This is a genomic window from Algoriphagus hitonicola (assembly GCF_900113375.1).
Lineage (GTDB): Bacteria > Bacteroidota > Bacteroidia > Cytophagales > Cyclobacteriaceae > Algoriphagus > Algoriphagus hitonicola.
This window is the reverse complement of record NZ_FOPC01000001.1, coordinates 254260-274509: the sequence shown is the minus strand read 5'-3', so window position 1 is coordinate 274509 and position 20250 is coordinate 254260. Positions and strand designations below refer to the sequence as shown.

The following is a 20250-nucleotide window of genomic DNA, read 5'->3' as shown; positions in this document are numbered from 1 at the left end:
TATGGATGAGTATCTCGAAGCAGCAATCAATGAGGCTAAAATCGGACTTCAAGAAGGAGGAATTCCCATTGGATCAGTTTTGGTACATCAGGGGAAAATCATCGGAAAAGGCCATAACAAGCGCGTTCAGCAAAAAAGCGTAACCCTCCACGGCGAAATGGATGCCCTAGAAAATGCCGGAAGACAACCAGCGTCTGTCTATCAAGAGTCTGTCATTTATACCACCCTTTCGCCCTGTCCCATGTGTACGGGAGCGATCTTACTTTATGGCATTCCTAAAGTCATCATTGGAGAGAATCGCACCTTCATGGGATCTGAAAAATTATTAAGAGAAAACGGCGTGGAAGTAGTCGTAGTCAATGATCCTACTTGTGTAAAGATGATGGAGGAGTTTATTGAGAAAAACCCAAGCCTGTGGAACGAAGACATCGGCGAACCCTAATCGAAGATTTTTTCCTCTAGTTTGAGGCCATTTGGCAAACTAATTATCCAAATCAGACTTTATTTCTGAAAAGACATTACTATGAAAAAACAGCGCATCTTTTTCACCGGTGGATCTGGAAAAGCCGGGAAACACGTCATCCCTTACCTACTCGACCAAGGACATCGAGTCATGAATGTGGATCTCAAGCCCCTTGACCATCCCGGAGTGGATAATTTGATAGCCGATATCACCGACTCCGGCCAAATGTTCAATGCCATGAGTTCCTATGCTGGATTTGACGAATTGGAGCCGGGAACGGGCGTGCCCAAATTCGATGCAGTGGTCCATTTTGCAGCGGTCGCACGGATTCTAATCAATCCGGATAATGAAACTTTCCGCGTCAACGCGATCGGCACCTACAATGTAATTGAAGCTGCCATAAAACTCGGTATCAAAAAAATCATCATCGCCTCTTCGGAGACGACCTATGGTATTTGCTTTTCGGATGGACAAACCAACCCAAATTACCTTCCGCTAGACGAGGAATATGACGTGGACCCCATGGATAGTTATGGACTTTCCAAAGTAGTGAACGAACAAACCGCACGTGCTTTTCAGCGTCGATCTGGAGTGGATATCTACGCTTTGCGAATCGGAAATGTCATCGAGCCACACGAATATCAAACGCTTTTCCCCCACTATTTTAAGCATCCCGAGGTCAGGCGCAGAAATGCTTTCTGCTATATCGATGCCCGTGATTTGGGGCAAATTGTGGATTTATGCATCCAAAAAGACGGCTTAGGTTTTGAGATTTTCAACGCCGGCAATGACCACAACGGAGCAATCATTCCCAGCAAAGAATTAGCTAAGCGTTTTTTCCCAGGAGTCCCGCTGAAATGGGAAATGGAAGAACACGAAGCTTTATTTTCCAATCGAAAAATCAGGGAAGTCCTAGGCTTCAAAGAGCAGCACAATTGGAGAAAGTATGTGAAAGGGGAATAAAGAACCTAATTGAACTTTAGCCCGATAAACCCAACAATATAAATGAACAGCGTTTTTCGATAAGCCAAATTTGATTTTCCTGCACCTCGACTTAGCTAAATGTTATTTTTTAAGGTATCTATAGGTAAAGAAGCGGAACTATTATTCAATAGAAATTACGATTTATCAGGCTTTTTTATTTCCAGCCAATTCAAAAATTTTTCAACCGATCATCAAAATATTTTGAAGGTTGAGCCTAAAAAGCCTCAATTCAATCGCGCGCTCCACCTTTTTCAAAATTTTCAATTAACTTAAAGCGAATCAAACAAAAACCTGTTTTTTTATGCAAATAGCCATTCATAACTGGATGCGAGCCGAAACGCTGGAAAGCACCCTTCAGCGGATTTCTGGCCTCGGTTATACTCATCTTGAAATTCAAGGAGCTCCGGAAAGCTACAAGAGTAGCGAAGTCAAAGAGCTTTTGGAAAAATATCAAATCCAATGCTGGGGATCTGTCACCCTGATGCTGGAAGAGCGAAATCTACTGGCCAAAAATCCCGACCAACGCAAAAGATCTGTTCAATACGTGCTTGATCTTGGCCAATTGGTAGCTGATTTGGGTGGAAAGGTTATTTCTCTGGTTCCTGGAACAGTAGGCAAAATCATCCCTGATGCCCGCCCCGAAGAGGAGTGGGAATGGGCCGTGGAGGGAGTAAAGGAGATTTATAAATTCACCGAGGCGAATGGCCTCAAAATAGGAATCGAACCCATCAACCGATTCGAAACCTATTTCATCAACCGAGGTGCACAAGCCTTGGCACTTGCAGAAGCTGTAGGTCCAAATTGCGGTGTTTGCTTAGATACCTTCCACATGAATATCGAGGAGGTGGATCTATTTGACACGATGAAGCAGGTGGGTTCCCGTCTGGTAAACTTCCATGTCGCCGACAACAATCGGATGGCACCCGGTATGGGCAAACTGGACTGGAAACGGATTATGAGCACCTTGAAGGAAATCGAATACGATCAAGTCCTTTCGGTCGAATTTTGCCCACCAATCGATCGCACTCCAGCCAACCCCTACCCCAATTCCATCGATGAAGCACCCGAAGGCTTGAGTCCTGAGCAACTGAAATTTTTGCAAGATCATGGCAGTACAGCCGTGACGGAGGAATTCTACACCATGCTGACTCAGCGATCCATCGATCAACTCAAACCTTATCTCCAATGAAAATAGCCAATATTGAAGCATTTTGGCTTCGCTGCCCTATCCCAAAAGAAAAGCAGCATCGATCCGACTATGGGCTTTTGACCAATTTTGATATGACCCTGGTAGTGGTGACCACAGATAGCGGTTTGCAGGGTTTTGGCGAAGCCAAAGCTGCAGTAGGTTCATCGGGATCATGTGCCAGCATCGTGAGTTGTATAGAAAATGAATTAAAACCCGCCCTCATCGGACAAGATGTGGGACAAATCAACCGGATTTGGGAAATCGTGTATAACGGAACCCGGGACCATTATGCGCTCTCAAGGGGAAGGAAATTTCCTATTTTGGGTAGAAGAGGCCTGACTATTTCGGCTTTGAGTGGAATCGATACTGCCCTTTGGGATATCAAAGGGAAAGCGCTGGGTGTCCCGGTGGTTGATCTCTTGGGAGGAAGCTGCCGGGATAAAATGCCCGCCTATGCCAGTGGTGGCTGGGCTGGTGCAGACGCCATTGGCGAGCAGCTAAAAGGCTATACCGATAAGGGTTTTTCCGGGGTGAAAATGCGTGTCGGAGTCATGGATGATTCGGTAAAAGAAAGCATCAAGCGGGTACGCGCGGCAAGGGAAGCTTTACCCGATAATATCAAATTAATGACCGATGCTCATGGTACCTTCAGTGTACCGGAAGCCAAGCAGTTTTGTCGGGGAGTGGAAGATTGTAATCTGTATTGGTTTGAAGAACCCATCAGCCCGGATAATCGGGTCGGTACAGCCGAAGTGAGGGCAAGCACCTATATTCCCATCGCTGCGGGAGAAAGTGAATATACGGCCTTTGATGTGCGGGATATGATCGCGGAGAAAGCTCTCGATGTGGTGCAGCCAGACTGTGCCATCATCGGAGGAATCACCGAAGCGATGCGCGTTGCCCAATTAGCGCACACCTATCAACTCGAACTTGCCCCGCATTGTTGGGGATCGGCATTTTCCTTTATGGCAGGCGTGTCGGTGGCCTTTGCCTCGCCGTCAGCCAATGTGATCGAATTTTCCCTTGGAGGCAATCCGATGATGTATGAGCTCGTCGAAGAAAAAATCGCTGTGGACGAGCAAGGAATGCTTCCTCAACCTACTCTGCCCGGGTTGGGATTGACACCCAATTGGGATTTTGTAAACGAATTCAAACAATAAAAATCATGGCAAAAGCAATCAACATCAATCATGTGGCCCTGGTCGTCAGCAATTTGGAAGAAGCTTGCGAGTTTTATGAAAAAGAACTCGGCTTGGAGGTAATCCCGGCTTTTCTCTTTGACTATCCTACGGCTTTTTTTAAAATCAACGAAGACCAGCAGCTTCACTTGACCGAGTGGGAAGATGTCTTTTCTTTCCGCGGGCATCTCTGCCTGCAAGTGGATGACATCAACACCATTTATTGGCGGATGAAAGAACTGGGAGTAATCGATGTCAAACCTTGGGGACATGTACGCCAACTTCCCGATGGACCGATTCAGATGTTTGTCCGTGATCCCTCAGGAAATCTCGTCGAACTCTCTTCTGCACCTGATGCTGATATCGATCCAAAAATCTTTCAGGATGAGCTTTTCAAACCGGGAATCTATGTTTCTGGACGCAACGACTTCCGAGGATATAAATCCAAGGATGCCACCCTTTATCACAAAAACAAATGAGTGCAAAAATCCTTCTTCTTGAAACCTTAGCTGAGGAGGCGATGGAAATACTGGAATCAACCGAAGAGGTAGAAGTCATCATGGGACTGGACGAATCGAGCCTTCAAGCTGCTTTAAAATCCAATGATATTTCAGCAATAATCACCCGTGGAAAAGGGCAGGTTCGAGCTCCCTTGATGGACCAAATTCCGAGCTTAAAAATCATCGCCCGAGCTGGAGTCGGACTCGACAATATCGACGTTAATGAGGCAAGTAAGCGTGGAATCAAAGTAGTCAATGCTCCAAATAGCAATGCCAATACCATTGCAGAGCATACCATCAGCCTGATGCTAAATCTACAGCGAAATTTATTTACCGCCTTTACCATGGTCAAGGAAGGACGCTGGAACGATCGTGGAAAATATGTGGGCGATGAACTACATGGCAAGACCCTCGGGATTTTGGGGATGGGAAATATTGGAAAAAAAGTCGCCCGGATAGCAGAGGCTTTTGGAATGAAGATTTGCTATTGGAGCGCTTTTAAAGAAGCCGTTCCTTACCCCAATCTTTCTCTGCAAGAGGTGCTGGAAAACTCAGATGTGGTCAGCTTACATTTGCCTTTGACTCAAGATACCGAAAATCTAATCAATGAAAATGCTTTGGGTCAACTAAAACCCGGCGCTTTGCTGATCAATACGGCAAGAGGAAAAATCATTGATCAGAAGGCTTTGCTCAACGCGCTGGATTCTGGAAAATTAGGTGGGTTTGCTGGAGATGTTTTGGCTGTAGAGCCTCCTGAGGCTGATGATGATCCTTTAATCAAACATCCCAAAACCCTAATCACCGCCCATGTCGGAAGCCTAACCAAAACCACCTACACCCAAATGTGTACGATGACCGTGGAAAATACCCTTGCGATTTTGAGTGGTCGGGAACCGATGGAAAACTGCATATTCAATCGAAAAGAATTGACCGAATAAACGACTACTTTCAATCCTCTGTACCTCAAATTTATCTAATAATGAAAGCACTATCCACGCTAGCAGTTTTATTGTTATTGTATTCCTGTAACCAAAAAACAGCAGATATTGAAACGGAGGAGACCTTGACTGAAGATACTTTTACTACACCATTGGGAAAAACTTTCCCAATACCCAATCCTCCCGAAAAGCTTTTGACTCACTATGAGGAAGCAAAATCTACCTATGAGGCAAATCCCGAAGATCTCGAAGGTTTGATTTGGTTTGGACGAAGGTCAGCGTACATTGGAAAGTATGATGAAGCAATTGATATTTATTCTAAAGGCATCGAAAAGTTTCCCAACGAACCCAAGCTTTATCGTCACCGGGGGCATCGATATATTTCGCTCCGAGAATATGATAAAGCCATCGCTGACTTGGAAAAAGCTGCCGAGTTGATCCAAGGGACCGAAAATGAAATCGAACCGGATGGGATGCCCAATGCGATGAATATTCCCGTAAGTTCGCTTCACGGAAATATTTATTATCACTTAGGATTGGCGTATTATTTAATCCATGATTATGAAAAAGCCTACGATACCTATCTCAATTGCCGAGAAAGTGGTTCGCATTACGACAATATCGTATCAAGCACCCATTGGCTTTATATGATTCAGCAGCGATTGGGAAATCCAGAAAAAGCCGATTCACTTTTGGCCGCGATTCATGCTGACTCCACCGTAATCGAAAATCAAAGCTATGCCGATCTTTGTGAGCTATATAAAGGATGGATTCCAGTCGATTCTCTAATGGAGGAAGGCCCCGGCAGTCCCTCCAATGATGCCGTTCGATACGGAATTGCCAATTGGTATTTGTATCATGGAGACACCCTCAAGGCCACCCAAATGATGAAGGAACTGGTAGATGAAAAAGCCTTCACATCTTTTGGGTATTTGGCAGCAGAAAGTGATTTGATCTATTATTTTGATGAATCGAAAAAACAGTAATTTACCAAAAACAAAACTTCACAATCATGGCCTCCTCTACAGATGATCGTCTAGCATCAATGACTTTTTCATCGGTTTATCCTCACTACGTCACAAAAGTGGAGAGGAAAGGGCGGACAAAAGCTAAGTTAAACCAAGTTATCGAATGGTTGACTGGATTTGATGAAAAGAAAATCCATGAACTCATCGAGCAAAAGGTAACTTTTGAGGAGTTTTTTGCCCTTGCCAATCTGAATCCCCATGCTCACCTGATCAAAGGCCTGATTTGTGGCTATCGGGTAGAAGAAATTGAAAATCTGCTCAGTCAAAAAGTCCGGTACCTCGATAAACTTGTCGATGAATTGGCCAAGGGTAAGAAGATGGAGAAGATTCTGAGAACTGCTTGAGTCAAATTTTCACTCATCTATTCTCACCTGAACCCTCTACCAAGAGCCTATGTTATGAATTCGTAATTTTTACAGAAAATCATCTTCATGAATCAAGCCTCCGTCAGCCCTCAGGTCAAAAAAGTGCTTCCTTTGATTTTGGCAACGGCCATTTTTATGTTGATGTTGGATTCGACGATTCTGAATACCTCTCTTCCGTCCATCGCTGCAGATCTGAAAGAGTCTCCGCTCAATATGCAGAATGCCATTGTCAGTTATGTATTGACAGTAGCCTTACTGATGCCGATCAGTGGGTTTATGGCCGATCGGTTTGGCACCAAAAAAGTATTCATTTTTGCTTTGATTGTATTTGCGATCGGTTCCCTATTTTGCTCCATTTCGCAGAATCTGAATCAGCTCGTAGTATCCAGAGTCATTCAGGGAATCGGGGGAAGTATGATGACACCGGTCGGCAGACTCACACTGATCAAGACTTTTCCGAAAAATGAGGTGGTACAGGCGATGAATTATGCCATCGTCCCCGCACTTATCGGTCCGATTCTCGGGCCACTTGTCGGCGGCTATTTGGTAGATTATTTATCTTGGCACTGGATTTTTCTAATTAACCTTCCTATTGCCATAATGGGTGTTATTTTAAGTATGATTTACCTTCCTGATTTCAGGACCGTATCCTCTGTCTTTGATCTCAAAGGCTTTTTGATTTTTGCCGCAGGCACCTTTATTTTATCCATTTCGCTCGAACTATTAGGAAATTCCGTACAAACTACTCCTTTATTATTTGGCTTGTTTTTAGGCTTTTTACTACTCTACTTCTATTATCGGCATGCCAAAAAGATCGATGATCCGATATTTCCTTTGGACCTGTTCCGGGTGCGGACTTTTCGGGTGGGAATTATAGGGAATCTCGCAACTCGAATTGGCATTAGTTCAGTACCATTACTTTTACCATTGATGATTCAGGTTGCTTATGGAAGGTCTGCGGTGATTTCGGGCTGGATTGTCGCGCCGATGGCGTTGACGGCCATGTTTGGTAAATCGGTGGTGATCCGGATTCTAAATCGATTTGGATACCGAAATACCCTAATGACCAATACTCTGATTATCGGTTTCTTGATTGCTTGTCTAGCTATTCCCGGGATCGATAGCTCTATTTTCTGGCATATTCCTATTATCGCTGTCTTGGGATTTTTTAATTCGATCCAGTTCACTTCGATGAATTCGATTGCCATCGCCAATTTAAGACCCTACCATACCAGTAGTGGCAATTCCCTGCTTTCGGTTAATCAGCAATTGGCCATTGGATTTGGGATTGCCTTTGGGTTGGTGGTTTTAAAGCTATTTGAAGGAGATGTCAGCCTAATTCATAATGAGATTCACAATGCTTTCCGTTATACCTTTTTGATTATCGGAGGACTGACCATGCTCTCCGCATTGGTTTTTCAAAAATTACATTTCCGGGATGGAGATAATCTAACCTCTCAACGAAGCTAATTTTGCCTGGCTTACCTAAATTAAACCCGAAATATCATCCTACTTTTTTATCTTCATCAACCCAAGCTAACCTTTTGCTCTATGAAGAAATTTATCGGCTGTATTTTAACCCTCTTAATGGCATTCTCTGGCTTTTCCCAAGAAGTGTTTTTTTCGGTAAACCAAATTGGATTTCAACCTAGTGACACGAAAAAAGCGGTCATCTTTTCCAAAAAAAAAATCAGTTCCAAAGTCCATTTGGTTCACTTGCCGGATTCAAGTTCCACAATTCGGATCAAACCCAAAGCTATTGAATCCGGTGTTTGGGGAAATTTTTATTATTATTTGCTGGACTTTTCATCAATTACGGAAACGGGCGATTTTATTCTTTGGCATTCCGACTCCAAAAGTTCCTCCGCTAAATTCCAGATTTCCGATCAGGCTTATCAGGGAATGCAAGAATATCTACTCGAATTTATGAGGCAACAACGCTGTGGTTATAACCCCGTCCTCGATATGGTTTGCCATCTGCAAGACGGTAGGTCATTCTATGGTGCCATGCCCGATTCCACCTATGTGGATGCTTCTGGTGGCTGGCATGACGCGGGAGATCAATTGAAATACCTGATCACGGGGAGTTATGCCACCGGGCATATGCTAATGGCGTATCAGCTTTTCCCCGACCAATTTGAAGATCAAGTAAACGCACTGGGACAGATTGAAAAAAATGGAATCCCTGATGTGCTAGACGAAGCCAAATGGGGATTGGATTGGTTGCTCAAATTACACACAGAACCCGACCAACTCATCCATCAAATCGCTGATGATCGAGATCACCGGGGATTTAAAATTCCCAATAAGGATAATGCAGATTATGGTTGGGGCGAAAACTCCTACCGAGCTGCTTATTTTGCCACGGGTAAACCTCAGGGCTTGATGCAGTACCAAAGTGAGGCTACGGGTATGGCAAACTTGGCTGGAAGGTCAGCCGCTGCATTGGCTTTAGGTTCAAGAATTTGGAAGGAATTTGATGATGTTTTTGCTCAAAAATGTCTAAAATCTGCCAAAAGCCTTTATGCCCTCGGAAGGGAAAATGAAGGGTTCCAACAAGGAAATTCATACTCAGCTCCTTATCGATACAATGAAGAAACCTGGAATGACGACATGGAGTGGGGTGCCGCGGAGCTTTTCAAAGCCACGGGAGATTCTAGCTATTTGGAGCAGGCAAAAGACTATGCAGTGGCTAGTTCAAATGCCGACTCCTGGACAGTCCGGGATTCGGCCGCTCATTATCAACTTTATCCATTTATTAATTTGGGGCATTTCTCATTATATGAAGTGGTGGATCAGGAGTTCAAAAAAACACTGGAAGGATATTATAAAGAAGGAATTGAATATACCCTTGCCAACTCGAAAAGCAGTCCATTTGAAGTAGGTATTCCCTTCATTTGGTGTTCAAATAACCTCATGACTTCTTTGGCTACGCAATTGATACTATATGAAAAAATGAGCGGAGATCAGTCGTTTCAGCCCTATTTACTTGCGCAGCGGGATTGGTTATTTGGAAAAAATCCATGGGGTACAAGCATGTTCACCGGAATCCCCGAATGGGGAGACTATCCAATTTATGTTCATACAGCACCCTATGTTTTGCTGGATTTGGAAATCCCTGGTGGCTTAGTGGATGGTCCGATTTTCAGAACCATCCATTCTAATCTGCTTGGACTTACACTAGAGCGTCCTGACGACTACCCGGGCCGACAAAATCCCTTTGTCGTTTACCATGATGCCGTCGGCGATTACAGTACCAATGAACCTACCATGGACGGAACAGCCGGATCAATTATTATGATGAGCTATTTTTCTCAAAAGAAATAGCTTCTAATTCAGCGCTAAAATGAGAGGAACCTTTTCTGATCAACCTTTGCGTCTTGGCTGAAGTTCTTACCTAGCCCCACTAGTCAAGTAAGGTAAATACCATCTGCCGAAACTTCCAGCCCGTCTCATCTCCATTTCCAGCACCGGATATTTGCTTGAAAATCAATCCGATAATATTCTCCTCCGGATCGGCAAAATACTGCGTATTGAAATAGCCACCCCAGTCAAATGTCCCCAAACTTCCGATTCCACCCATTTGCACGCCCTTTTCATCTACCAGCCCAAAGGCCAATCCGTAATCTTTTCCTCCATTTCCGAGTAAGTCACCCACTTGATTGGTCATCATGGTTTTGATTGTATGCGGGCTGAGAATCCTTTTCCCATTGTAAATTCCTACATTCAAGTACATTTGAAGAAATTTGGCGTAATCCTCAGTCGTGCTCGAAAGCCCAGCGCCACCCGAAAAAAATCGCTTCGCCCCCTTTTTGGGATAGTCAGGATCATAAAAAGTCACTGGGTAAGGCTCCCATTCTTTTTCCTGAAAGGTATGTACAGTCACCAGTCTCTCACCTTGCTTTTCATCCAGATAAAACCGAGTATCATTCATATCGAGCGGATCAAAAATTCGCTCTTTTAGAAAATCATCAAAAGGCATTCCTGAGACAACTTCCACCAAATAACCCAACACATCCAATCCTTCGCTATACGTAAATCGTGCTCCAGGGTCATGATGAAGCGGAAGTTTTGCCAGCCGCTTTACACTTTCTTCGATCGAAATATCCTCCGTCGTAAATAAGTCTATCACCCCAGCTTTTTGATAAATCATTTTCATTCGCTCATCCCCATCAATTACGCCATAGCCCAGTCCTGAGGTATGGGTAAGAAGATGTCTAATTGTGATTTCTTTATCCGCAGGTTTGGTCGAAAAGGTCGTATCGGAAAAGCGGAAGCCTGTAAGCACCTGTGGAGATTTAAACTCCGGAATAAATTTGGAAACCGGATCATCCAATCGGAAATGTCCCTCCTCCCATAATATCATTATTGCTGTGGATGTGATCGCTTTAGTCTGAGAGGCAATCCGAAAGATCGAATTCTTCTCCATTTTTCTCCCACTTTTGACGTCAGCCATTCCCTTGGCTTCATGATAAATCACCTTGCCATCTTTCACAATCATAGCGACCAAGCCGGGAATTTTCTCCTGGGTTATAGCTTCATTTAACATGCCATCGATTCGGGAAATCCTTTCCTCAGCAATTCCCTTAATGGGTTGATTGCTTGGCGGAAGGAGTATTTGAGACCAACTATTTTCAGAGAGGAGGGAGAAAGCAAAAACTAGAATAAAATAATTTAATTTCATCGGATATATAGGATTTATTTGGCTAAAGTAACTTAAACCAAAATAATAGCCTATATAATCACAAAAAGATTTAAGCTAGATTATATTAATCAAAGGTGGACAAAATCAATTCTGAAGTTTTCTGAGAGGCAGATTGATCACCGATTTTTTCTTTGATCACATCATATCCTTGGAGGATTTGTCCCTTGTAGACAGAATCCGAAAGAATCAGTCGTAATTCTGATTCAATGTTCTGGACTGAAAAATCATGCTGGATCAGTTCCTTTACAACTAGTTGATCAGCAATTAGATTGACTAGCGAAATGTATGGTACTTTAATCAAGTTTTTTGCGATCGCATAGGATACCGAACTCGTCCGATAAACCACAACCTGAGGAACTCGAAACAAAGCTGTTTCCAAAGTAGCCGTTCCGGAAGTCACTACAGCAGCAGTGGCATGAGTTAACAAATCATAGGTTTGATCAAAAACCACCTTGATTCCTGCTTTTTGAGCGGGAAGATATAATTCCTTATCCAATGAACTGACTCCTGCGATTACAAATTGAGCATTTGGAAAGCGCGATACCAATTCAATCATTTTGCTCAGCATGGCCTGGATTTCCTGCTTTCTACTTCCTGGGAGTAGCGCAATAATAGGGGAATAACTCAACTCATTTTTTTGAAAGAAAAAGTCATGAGGCTGAAACTTCCGAATTTCATCCAAAAGTGGATTTCCAACGTAATGAACAGCCAAGTCAAAGCGCTCAAAAAAATCAGGCTCAAAAGGTAAAATCGAATAGATATGATTGGTATACGCCTTGAGTTTCAGTGCCCGTTTTTGATTCCAAGCCCAGACTTTAGGGGGAATATAATAGTGGACGGGAATCTGATTTTCGGCTGCAAACTGGGCTATTTTCATATTAAACCCACCGTAGTCCACTAAGATTAGCGCATCGGGCTTAAATTGAAGAATATCATTTTTGACAAGTTTCAGGTATTTGAGGACTTTGCGAAAGCCTAAAACCACCTCCAAAAACCCCATCAAAGCCACCTCGGAATAATCTACTGCCAACTCCACTCCAGCTTTTTCAGAATAGCTTCCTCCCATTCCTCGGAATATCAGGCTTGAGTCCTGCTCTTTCAGGGCCAGAATTAAATTGGAAGCGTGCAAATCGCCTGAGCGCTCGCCAGAAATGATGTAGATTCTCTTCAAATTTTGTAAATGGTAAATTGTAATCGGTAAGTAGTCAGTTTAAAAACATCACTTATGCTTAAAACAAAATTGATCAGCTTTAGCAATCATGGCATTCAATTTACTATTAATTAATTCACATTTATCACAAATTTTATTGACTTCTTCTTCAGAAACCAATTCACAGTCAAAGGCCACCTCTATCCAGTGTCTAGTCTCAAATTGCTCTGCATCGCTATCTGTCAATTTTGAAATAAAGTGATTAACATATCTCCTTTTCCCCCAAGATTCAGCTATTTGACCTCCTACAGATCTTGAAGCTCTACGAATTTGATCTGTAAGTGAAAATCGCTCTTCTAGAGGAAACTTCTTGGAAATTAGGTAACATCCCTGGCAAGTTCTCGAGACAGCTTATAAACATCTAAATCATAGTAATTTTTAACAAAGGCCACTTTTACCTTTAATTTGATTACGGTTACTTGAAGTTCAGAAAAAAGCTAAAAAACTCCAAAGGTTAAATCAGCCCTCAGAGAGAGAAACAAATCAATTTATAATAATCCCCAAACTGATTACCTCTTACAATTTACTGTTTACATAATTACTCTGCGTTCTCTGTGGTGAAAAAATTCTAATCACTCCCCAAAATACTCCACGAAATTCCTCGGAGTCTCATACAATGTCAATTTAAAAAGACCTCCATTTGGGGTGATTTCTTTGACGGCAGGTTCCAGAATTTTCCAAAATTCCATGATCAGGATCTCACAAGATGCCATTTTCCCCTGCATAAAGTCCACATCTATGTTGAGGTTTTTGTGATCAACCTTGTCAATGACCAAATTTCGAATTAGGGTACTCAGCTGCTTGAGATCTACGACGAAGCCTGTTTCCGGATCGGGAAGACCTTTGACCGTGACAATCAATTCAAAGTTATGCCCATGCCAATTGACATTGGCACAGGGACCAAAGACCTCAAAGTTCTTTTCCTCTGACCAATTGGGGTTCCAAAGCTTATGTGCGGCATTAAAATGCTCCTTCCTGCAAACGTAGATCATCAGCGTCTCAAATTCGCCGCAATTTAGTCAAAAGAAAAGAGATTGAAAACCAATACCTAAAATGTCGAAATACGAAAAAAGCCCGATTTTCACCGGGCTTGTTGTATTGTCGAGCAGAAGTAAATCAATTACGCTTCGTTCAACTTCTGGAAAAAGATTACAATATGATCCTCTCTGGACAAATTAAGATTACTTTCTTTAATGATCTTCTTAGCCATATCTTGATCTTCTTTGTTCAGTGATTTTAAAATTTTATTGGTCTTATTTCTTACAGAAGACACGTTTTCATCCTTATCAATTAGGTAAAATGATTGTTCGAACACAAACATTCTTCCCGCCGTAGGTGCATAAGAATTTTTAGGCGGAGTGACCAAATCAGAGTAAAATTTTCTTACGATCGAATATTTTTTTCCTTCTGCCAATACATTGACCAAGTCCTTTTCTCCCACTCCCTTAATCATATCAAAACCTTTTTTGAAGAGGAGCTTAGTCAGCATTCCCTCTTCTCCATTAGCCAATTGAATACTTGGACGCTCTAGAAGCGCATATTCTACATAATCTTTGTTAAGATAGATTTTGTTTCCAGCTTCATTGATGACTTCAAGTTCATTATCATGAATGTTCAACTTGTAGGCGACATTCTCTTTCAATCCGGCATTGCTCAGTTCGATGTCAGCTTTTGCCCAATCTTCAAAAAGATAAGGGGAGCCTTCTATCTCGCTATAACTGTTTAATCTTGCAGGAGCTCCATTCATATTTATATTTGAAATTTGCCCAAATGAAGACTGACTAAAAGCCAATAAGCCTGCTACTATCAAAAACTTTTTCATTGTTTAATTACTTTCTTGTGTACGGTTAAATTGTTGGTTATTATTTGAATAAGATATATTCCTTGGTTAGATGGTAAAATTAGTTCAATTTCTAACTTATCTGAATTTTTACTGGCATCAATTTTCCTGAATATTCTTCCGGCCATATCCATCAAAACAAGCTGAATCGGGCCTTGGTAATCATTATTTACGGATACGGTGACAAAATCTTCCGATGGAACCGGGCCAACAAATATTCCCAATCGCCCTAGTTCGGCTTCTTGATCGGGCAGTGCGGATATGACCACTGGATCTGAGATTCTATTACAAGATTCATTAAAAATAGCCACTTGATAGATTCCGTCCTCTGAAGCATTTAGGGACCTGCTGGTGGCACTTTCTATCAATTCTCCATTTAAATACCACTGATAAGAGGAACCCGGCTGCTGAGAAGTAAGCGTCGTTCCATTGGCAACAATTACCGGTTTGGCGAGTTCATTTGGCAAAATTTCAATTTCTTGCTCATAAACCGTTGATCCAGTCTCATTTGAAACCTCAAGGGATACTAAATAGTTTCCTGGAGAATCAAATACAAATATAGGATGCTCCGAAGAGGATGAGCCTAAATCAGCAAAATTCCATGAAAACTCCTCTGCCAGTCCCTCACTTAAATTCTCAAAAGTAACCGCCGCACCCTCACAGGTAAAGGAAACTCTAAAGTTGGCAAAGAGCACATCATCACAATTTTGAGCTAACCACCCGGTTGAATTTTCGATAACTGCACCCGAGCCTAAATTCACAATAGCCTCTCCTTCAAAATCCACATTGACGACTCCGATATTCTCAAAACAATACTTTCGATAAATATCATGAACTATGGTTCCCTTGGTGTTTGATCTGATGACAGACGGTTCGGAAGACTCAGCAATAGACTCAATCTCTTCGGCGACAGCAAGTTCACCTGTATTTCCTAAATCAACGGTAGCCGCCTGACCCAGTCTCAATCGATTAAGGCTGATGGATTCTGTATCCATTAGTAGCGTTGCATCACTGACCGTCAATTCACTTATGCCGCCTGTATTTAATGTATAGGAACCAGACAAGGCAGCAAGGTTAATTGCCTGATTTGAGGAGTTATTTTCGAATTTACCCGAATTACCAATAAAGTTTAAGTTGGTACCCTCGCGAAGCACAGTGCCTTGACCCGCTTGAAAATCTCCTTCCAATTCGATTAAATCAAAATTCCCCTGCAATTCAGCGTTTCCTTGAAGAACAAGTTCCGTAGCTCTAATGATCGGGATGTCAAATTGGACCTGCGAATTTTCAATCCAAACTCGGTCCATATGATCTGCAGATATCACTCGCCAAGATCCCCTGGCAAATTTTAAAGACACATCATCCAAGGCAGACTGACCGAGTTCGACCAATTGTTGATTATCCGTGGAGTTTTCAAAAAGCATGGTACCATTTACGATAGATGTGATCTGATTGCTAATCCGCAGACCATTTAAGATATTAATAGTATTCCCCTCTAGGTTAAGATTGACCAATTGATTACCAAAAAAGTTGATGCTAAACACCTCCGAACTAGCAGATAAACTGACTTCAGATTGACCGCTAGACCCTTCAAATACCACTCGAGTGCCACCATCAGGAATCCGGTTGGCAGAGCTTCCTCCCAGTGTAAATGACCAATTCGCTGGATTATTCCAATCTCCCGATTCTCCCCCTATCCAATACAAGGTTTCATCCGCTCCATCAATTATTCCAGCTTTGAAAATCAGTGAAAATTCCTGTTGGCTATTGGTTAAATCTCCTTTGTGATTGATGACCAATCGATAACGCTGCGAAGTAGGATTATCAATTTGAATTTGCTCTACATTATCCCTGAAATTATCCTGATCTTGTGCAGCTCTTCCATTTGGTCCATTCTCCGGATTCAGTGTCCAAGGATAGTAAATATTCCCCTGCTCATCAATGATTCGCATATCAAGATCGTTGACCAGCATCAAGTTTTCGGGATTAAGAGAGGGCGATGGAGGCGTGCCAGAGGGATCTATCCATGCTACCGTAGCTCGGATGGGAGTAACTCCATCAGATATAAATTCATACTCATAGGTTTGATTTTCCTCCAAAAGTTCTTCTCGGATAAATTGGGAAGTACCATTTTCATTGAGAATAATTTCTGCTGCGGATTTTACATCCAAAAGTCCCCATCCGTGAATGTAATCCGGACCGGGGTTATTACCAGCCTCTTTACTGGTGTTGATCATTAATCCTTTCAAAGTGGAAGAACGCATGTATCGCCCATTATTCCGCTCATTAAAAAGCTGCTGAAGCAAAAGAAGTGATCCGGTAACATTAGGGGAAGCCATGGATGTCCCACTAAGTGAGGCATAACTATCTGACTCTCCTCCATCTGCAATCGCCGAACTAAAAACACTCACTCCCATCCCAACGATATCTGGCTTTATTCTGCCATCATCCGTGGGACCCCAGCTTGAAAAATTACTAATTTGAACATCTCCGGGTCCGGTGTACTCCGGAACTCCACTTACTGCACCTACCGTGATCACGTTTTTAGCCACTCCCTCAGGTCCGATGGAATCATCCGGTCCATCTGGATTTCGAGTTCCATCGCCTGTATCATTCCGATCATTTCCTGCCGCCCATACAATGGTATAATAGGGTTTATCAACCATCAAATCATCCAATCCTTTACTTTTGGCACTGTAAAAACCGAACCGATAATCTTCATCTTCATCTATCGATGGATTACCGGACCACACCCAATTATTGCTAGCATTACGATACCACCCTACAATATTTCCATACGAGTGATTGGAAAGAATATGTCCATTTGGTTTGGTTTCTGGGTCATAGGCATTGCCATTCATCTTAGACAAATCACTCTCCCAATTAAACGACCAACCTGTCGCATCATAAGCCATTCCGCGAGCATTTGTATTGACACCCGCCGCTAAAATAGTTCCGGAGACGTGTGTAGCGTGATTGGAAATTGTTTCGGTGGAGCCGTCTACTTGAGTCAATCGATCCTCAAACTCCACGTGGTCGGCTTTTGGACGAGTTTGATCATAAATACCCACAGTCATTCCCTGACCACTGAGATTTAAATTCAACTCTCCCCCTGGCTGAAGTGCATTGGCACCGGTTGTTTTTGCGGCAGTAGAATTAAAAATAGTATAGTATATCGGAGAATCTGTTTCATCAAAATACTGAAGCTCTGCTTTGATATTATTGGGCAATTCGATGGTCGCAGGTATGCCTCTTTGTCTGGCCTTTTCTAAGACCAAATTTTTTGACTCAAATATCCGTGGATAGGATTGCTTGAACTTTTCAAAGTTCTGATTACTTCCCTGCTCCTGCCCCACTACCTGCTGCCCAAAGGCTACTGAAAGGAACATGCCTGACAGTAAAAGCAGACTTTTCATACTTCGCATAGTTAACTTTTTCTTTCTGTATAAAAAACCGTAGGAAATTAATAAAAGTTTAAAAAAATAGGGGCATAAAGCCCCTATTTTAACATTTATTCAATTCAGATTTTACAATATCTTATCCTTCCTCCTCTACAGAAGTAAGGATAACAGTACCTCCGTCACCATAAGTATTGCTCCATTCGATTCGAAGGGTTCCATCTTCTTGAACCGTTCCGTTAATCGTAAATGGATCTTGGTATTGATCTTGATTAGAAGACGCACCCGTCAATACATCACAGTTGTCATTCAAACGACCGGCAGGAGAAGAATCTCCATAGACGCCAGCATATAGACCAAATGACATGTCGCTAAGATTGTATGCACCTGCACCCACTTCTTCAAAAGAAATAGGATCATCACTTAATACAAGATCAGAGGCAGTTTGACTAGCTCCCCCATCACCATCACCAACTTGAAGGAATTCCCAGAATACTGTGTAATCACCTTCCAACTCAGAAGGGCAGATGACACGAATAGCTACTGTAAGGCTACCGTAGTTTGGAGAAACCTCAGCACCGGTTACACTGCTGATATTCAAGATTAGGTCAGGAGTTTCTGATGGATCAATATTCCCAGTCAAAATTGTAACAGGAATAGTGCTCACAAATTCTCCCGCATTCATAGTAGCAGAAGTAGCGTTTAGCTCATAGTGAACACCTTCTACCGCAGTAGAAGCAGGATCCACTTCGATATTGACTGTGATCGCACCTGATCCGTCAGTAGATACTCTGTTCAATTGAACATCCACAACATCAGTTTGATCGTCGCTCGTTCTCACAAAACGGGAAGTCAATCCATTGGGAAGGTTGGCATCGTTGAATTCAACGTAATTGCCCCCAAAGAATGTCTCCGTTCCGGGATCGTCAAAACATGCAGTAGCTGTGAAAGAAGCAACTAAAACTGCAATTAATGTATATATTCTATTTAATTTCATATTGTGTTCCAGTTTTAGTTATAGCCTGGGTTATTTTCCAATTCTTCGTTTAGAAGCAACTGAGCCTGAGGAATCGGAGCTAACAAACGGTAATCTTCATAAGGTACGTCCTCGAAACTACCATGCTTAGTAATATTCAATCCATTACGCTTTAAATCATACCATCTATGACCTTCAAGAGCAAACTCAACTCTACGCTCGGTTAGGATCAAGTTGAATAATTGATCTCCGCTAACTCCGCCAGCCACTGCTTCTAGACCTCTATTTGCACGAAGTGCAGATAGATCAGCTCTCGCACCAGCTTCGTCACCAGTTCTATATCGAGCTTCAGCTCTGATCAAGTAAAGCTCAGCAGCACGAATAATCGGTAGGTTTTCCAAGAAATCTCCTTTAGAACCAGTCCACTTATCAGAGCGATAAACGGTACCGTCAGCACCAGAACGTGTAGTAGCTACCCAAGTATCTCTTCTCACATCACCTTCTTCATAGGTAGCAAGGAGCTCATCAGAAGCAGTTAAGATAAACTGTGCTGATGCGAATAAATTAGATGATAAAGAACAAACAGAGTTATTCACCCCATCTACAGTTGACCAGTCATTAGATCGGATTTCGATTTCAAACAAGGACTCTGGATTTGGGAAAGTTGAGAAACCTGCCACATATTCTTCAGCGGTCATCAAACCTTCTCCTGTATCGCTCAATCCAAAGGTCGCCATTGCTTGCGAAGCCATAGATGCAGCTTCTGCATATTTTGCATCATAGAGGAAAACTCTTGCCAATAGGGCTTCAGCAGCTCCTTTGGATGCGCGATATACAGCTGAAGTACCCTTCTCGGCAGTAGGAAGCAATCCGATAGCAGTCTGAAGGTCAGATTCAATCAAATCATATACTTCTCTATTGGTAGCTCTAGTTCTCAAATCAGCATCAGAGAAACCTAAAGTAGGCGTAGTTCTGATTACCACTGATTGATTCCAGCCATTCACTTCTCTTCCTGGCTCATAGCCATAGACTTTAGCCAAATCGAAGTATAATAAAGCTCTCAAAAAGTGAGCTTCGCCTTTGATCCGATCTTTCAAGGCTTGATCGCCTTCTACTTCGTCGATTCCTGCAAGTGCGATATTTGCTTCATTGATAGCACCGTAGTGTCCAGTACCCCAAAGTCCAATGTGAGCTCTATCCGCATTAGCTTCCTGACCAATATATCGTCCAGTGTTAGCAATAATACGAAGGTTGTCAGCCATAATTTCAGGAGCAATCATCAATTGCTGTCCATAATTATTGAACCCTCTGATTTCACCATATACCGTGAAGATTAGAGACTGATAACCATTGGCATCAGCAAAACCCGATTCTGGGGTCAAGCTTTGTCTTGGCTCGGTATCCAAAAGGTCAGAACATGCACTCATTGCAAGTGCTCCGCCTAAGGTTAGGATTTTTATATAATTTTTCATTCTTGTC

General features: G+C 42.5%; 18 protein-coding genes. 10 read left to right on the top strand and 8 right to left on the bottom strand.

Annotated elements, in window-relative coordinates:
- Position 1: 1 nt before the first annotated feature.
- The 10 genes from BM043_RS01290 to BM043_RS01240 all read left to right on the top strand — a co-directional run bounded on the left by BM043_RS01290 (position 2) and on the right by BM043_RS01240 (position 9972).
- Complete coding sequence (locus tag BM043_RS01290) at positions 2-442, top strand: nucleoside deaminase (RefSeq protein WP_092788431.1); 441 nt, start codon at positions 2-4, stop codon at positions 440-442.
- A gap of 81 nt (positions 443-523) precedes the next feature.
- Positions 524-1426 carry an NAD-dependent epimerase/dehydratase family protein gene (locus BM043_RS01285; protein WP_092788430.1) on the top strand — a complete coding sequence of 301 codons (903 nt, stop codon included), beginning with the start codon at positions 524-526 and terminating at the stop codon, positions 1424-1426.
- 322 nt (positions 1427-1748) lie between these two features.
- On the top strand, positions 1749-2636 hold the full coding sequence (locus BM043_RS01275; RefSeq protein WP_092788428.1) for a sugar phosphate isomerase/epimerase family protein: 888 nt from the start codon (positions 1749-1751) through the stop codon (positions 2634-2636).
- Positions 2633-3796 carry a mandelate racemase/muconate lactonizing enzyme family protein gene (locus tag BM043_RS01270; RefSeq protein ID WP_092788427.1) on the top strand — a complete coding sequence of 388 codons (1164 nt, stop codon included), beginning with the start codon at positions 2633-2635 and terminating at the stop codon, positions 3794-3796. The genes BM043_RS01275 and BM043_RS01270 overlap by 4 nt, the downstream gene beginning before the upstream one ends.
- Before the next feature lie 5 nt (positions 3797-3801).
- Positions 3802-4293, top strand: coding sequence for a VOC family protein (locus BM043_RS01265; protein WP_092788426.1), 492 nt, complete (start codon positions 3802-3804; stop codon positions 4291-4293).
- Positions 4290-5252: an NAD(P)-dependent oxidoreductase gene (locus BM043_RS01260; protein ID WP_092788425.1), complete on the top strand. Its 963-nt coding sequence runs from the start codon at positions 4290-4292 to the stop codon at positions 5250-5252. Before BM043_RS01265 ends, BM043_RS01260 begins: the two co-directional genes overlap by 4 nt.
- A 41-nt stretch (positions 5253-5293) precedes the next feature.
- The gene (locus BM043_RS01255) at positions 5294-6238 is read left to right on the top strand and encodes a tetratricopeptide repeat protein (RefSeq protein WP_092788424.1); all 945 of its coding nucleotides are present in this window, start codon (positions 5294-5296) and stop codon (positions 6236-6238) included.
- Between the two features lie 26 nt (positions 6239-6264).
- Complete coding sequence (locus BM043_RS01250; RefSeq protein ID WP_092788423.1) at positions 6265-6624, top strand: DUF2200 domain-containing protein; 360 nt, start codon at positions 6265-6267, stop codon at positions 6622-6624.
- A gap of 87 nt (positions 6625-6711) precedes the next feature.
- Positions 6712-8115: an MFS transporter gene (locus BM043_RS01245; protein WP_092788422.1), complete on the top strand. Its 1404-nt coding sequence runs from the start codon at positions 6712-6714 to the stop codon at positions 8113-8115.
- A gap of 81 nt (positions 8116-8196) precedes the next feature.
- Positions 8197-9972 (top strand): glycoside hydrolase family 9 protein, encoded by a 1776-nt coding sequence (locus BM043_RS01240; RefSeq protein ID WP_092788421.1) that lies wholly within the window; start codon positions 8197-8199, stop codon positions 9970-9972.
- A gap of 79 nt (positions 9973-10051) precedes the next feature.
- Here the strand turns inward: BM043_RS01240 and BM043_RS01235 are convergent, their stop codons facing one another.
- The 8 genes from BM043_RS01235 to BM043_RS01200 form a co-directional block, all read right to left on the bottom strand.
- Positions 10052-11329 carry a serine hydrolase domain-containing protein gene (locus BM043_RS01235; RefSeq protein WP_092788420.1) on the bottom strand — a complete coding sequence of 426 codons (1278 nt, stop codon included), beginning with the start codon at positions 11327-11329 and terminating at the stop codon, positions 10052-10054.
- Positions 11330-11414: 85 nt separating this feature from the next.
- Positions 11415-12521: a lipid-A-disaccharide synthase gene (gene lpxB, locus BM043_RS01230; protein ID WP_245752873.1), complete on the bottom strand. Its 1107-nt coding sequence runs from the start codon at positions 12519-12521 to the stop codon at positions 11415-11417.
- Positions 12522-12569: 48 nt separating this feature from the next.
- Positions 12570-12878 (bottom strand): four helix bundle protein, encoded by a 309-nt coding sequence (locus tag BM043_RS01225; protein ID WP_092788418.1) that lies wholly within the window; start codon positions 12876-12878, stop codon positions 12570-12572.
- A 254-nt stretch (positions 12879-13132) separates the two neighbouring features.
- On the bottom strand, positions 13133-13552 hold the full coding sequence (locus BM043_RS01220; protein ID WP_092788417.1) for a 6-pyruvoyl trahydropterin synthase family protein: 420 nt from the start codon (positions 13550-13552) through the stop codon (positions 13133-13135).
- A gap of 128 nt (positions 13553-13680) precedes the next feature.
- A complete protein-coding gene (locus tag BM043_RS01215) occupies positions 13681-14382 on the bottom strand; it encodes a hypothetical protein (RefSeq protein ID WP_092788416.1) in 702 nt (233 codons plus the stop codon).
- Positions 14379-17813, bottom strand: a complete 3435-nt coding sequence (locus BM043_RS01210; protein WP_177188400.1) for a S8 family serine peptidase — start codon at positions 17811-17813, stop codon at positions 14379-14381. Before BM043_RS01210 ends, BM043_RS01215 begins: the two co-directional genes overlap by 4 nt.
- 121 nt (positions 17814-17934) lie before the next feature.
- Positions 17935-18792, bottom strand: a complete 858-nt coding sequence (locus BM043_RS01205) for a DUF4843 domain-containing protein (protein WP_092788414.1) — start codon at positions 18790-18792, stop codon at positions 17935-17937.
- A 14-nt stretch (positions 18793-18806) separates the two neighbouring features.
- A complete protein-coding gene (locus BM043_RS01200) occupies positions 18807-20243 on the bottom strand; it encodes a RagB/SusD family nutrient uptake outer membrane protein (protein WP_092788413.1) in 1437 nt (478 codons plus the stop codon).
- Positions 20244-20250: the final 7 nt, after the last annotated feature.

Excerpts from the sequence above, each read along its gene's own strand:
- BM043_RS01290 (WP_092788431.1), top strand. The coding sequence starts at position 2 with ATGGATGAGTATCTCGAAGCAGCAATCAATGAGGCTAAAATCGGACTT.
- BM043_RS01285 (WP_092788430.1), top strand. The coding sequence starts at position 524 with ATGAAAAAACAGCGCATCTTTTTCACCGGTGGATCTGGAAAAGCCGGG.
- BM043_RS01275 (WP_092788428.1), top strand. The coding sequence starts at position 1,749 with ATGCAAATAGCCATTCATAACTGGATGCGAGCCGAAACGCTGGAAAGC.
- BM043_RS01270 (WP_092788427.1), top strand. The coding sequence starts at position 2,633 with ATGAAAATAGCCAATATTGAAGCATTTTGGCTTCGCTGCCCTATCCCA.
- BM043_RS01265 (WP_092788426.1), top strand. The coding sequence starts at position 3,802 with ATGGCAAAAGCAATCAACATCAATCATGTGGCCCTGGTCGTCAGCAAT.
- BM043_RS01260 (WP_092788425.1), top strand. The coding sequence starts at position 4,290 with ATGAGTGCAAAAATCCTTCTTCTTGAAACCTTAGCTGAGGAGGCGATG.
- BM043_RS01255 (WP_092788424.1), top strand. The coding sequence starts at position 5,294 with ATGAAAGCACTATCCACGCTAGCAGTTTTATTGTTATTGTATTCCTGT.
- BM043_RS01250 (WP_092788423.1), top strand. The coding sequence starts at position 6,265 with ATGGCCTCCTCTACAGATGATCGTCTAGCATCAATGACTTTTTCATCG.
- BM043_RS01245 (WP_092788422.1), top strand. The coding sequence starts at position 6,712 with ATGAATCAAGCCTCCGTCAGCCCTCAGGTCAAAAAAGTGCTTCCTTTG.
- BM043_RS01240 (WP_092788421.1), top strand. The coding sequence starts at position 8,197 with ATGAAGAAATTTATCGGCTGTATTTTAACCCTCTTAATGGCATTCTCT.
- BM043_RS01235 (WP_092788420.1), bottom strand. The coding sequence starts at position 11,329 with ATGAAATTAAATTATTTTATTCTAGTTTTTGCTTTCTCCCTCCTCTCT.
- BM043_RS01220 (WP_092788417.1), bottom strand. The coding sequence starts at position 13,552 with ATGATCTACGTTTGCAGGAAGGAGCATTTTAATGCCGCACATAAGCTT.
- BM043_RS01215 (WP_092788416.1), bottom strand. The coding sequence starts at position 14,382 with ATGAAAAAGTTTTTGATAGTAGCAGGCTTATTGGCTTTTAGTCAGTCT.
- BM043_RS01210 (WP_177188400.1), bottom strand. The coding sequence starts at position 17,813 with ATGAAAAGTCTGCTTTTACTGTCAGGCATGTTCCTTTCAGTAGCCTTT.
- BM043_RS01205 (WP_092788414.1), bottom strand. The coding sequence starts at position 18,792 with ATGAAATTAAATAGAATATATACATTAATTGCAGTTTTAGTTGCTTCT.
- BM043_RS01200 (WP_092788413.1), bottom strand. The coding sequence starts at position 20,243 with ATGAAAAATTATATAAAAATCCTAACCTTAGGCGGAGCACTTGCAATG.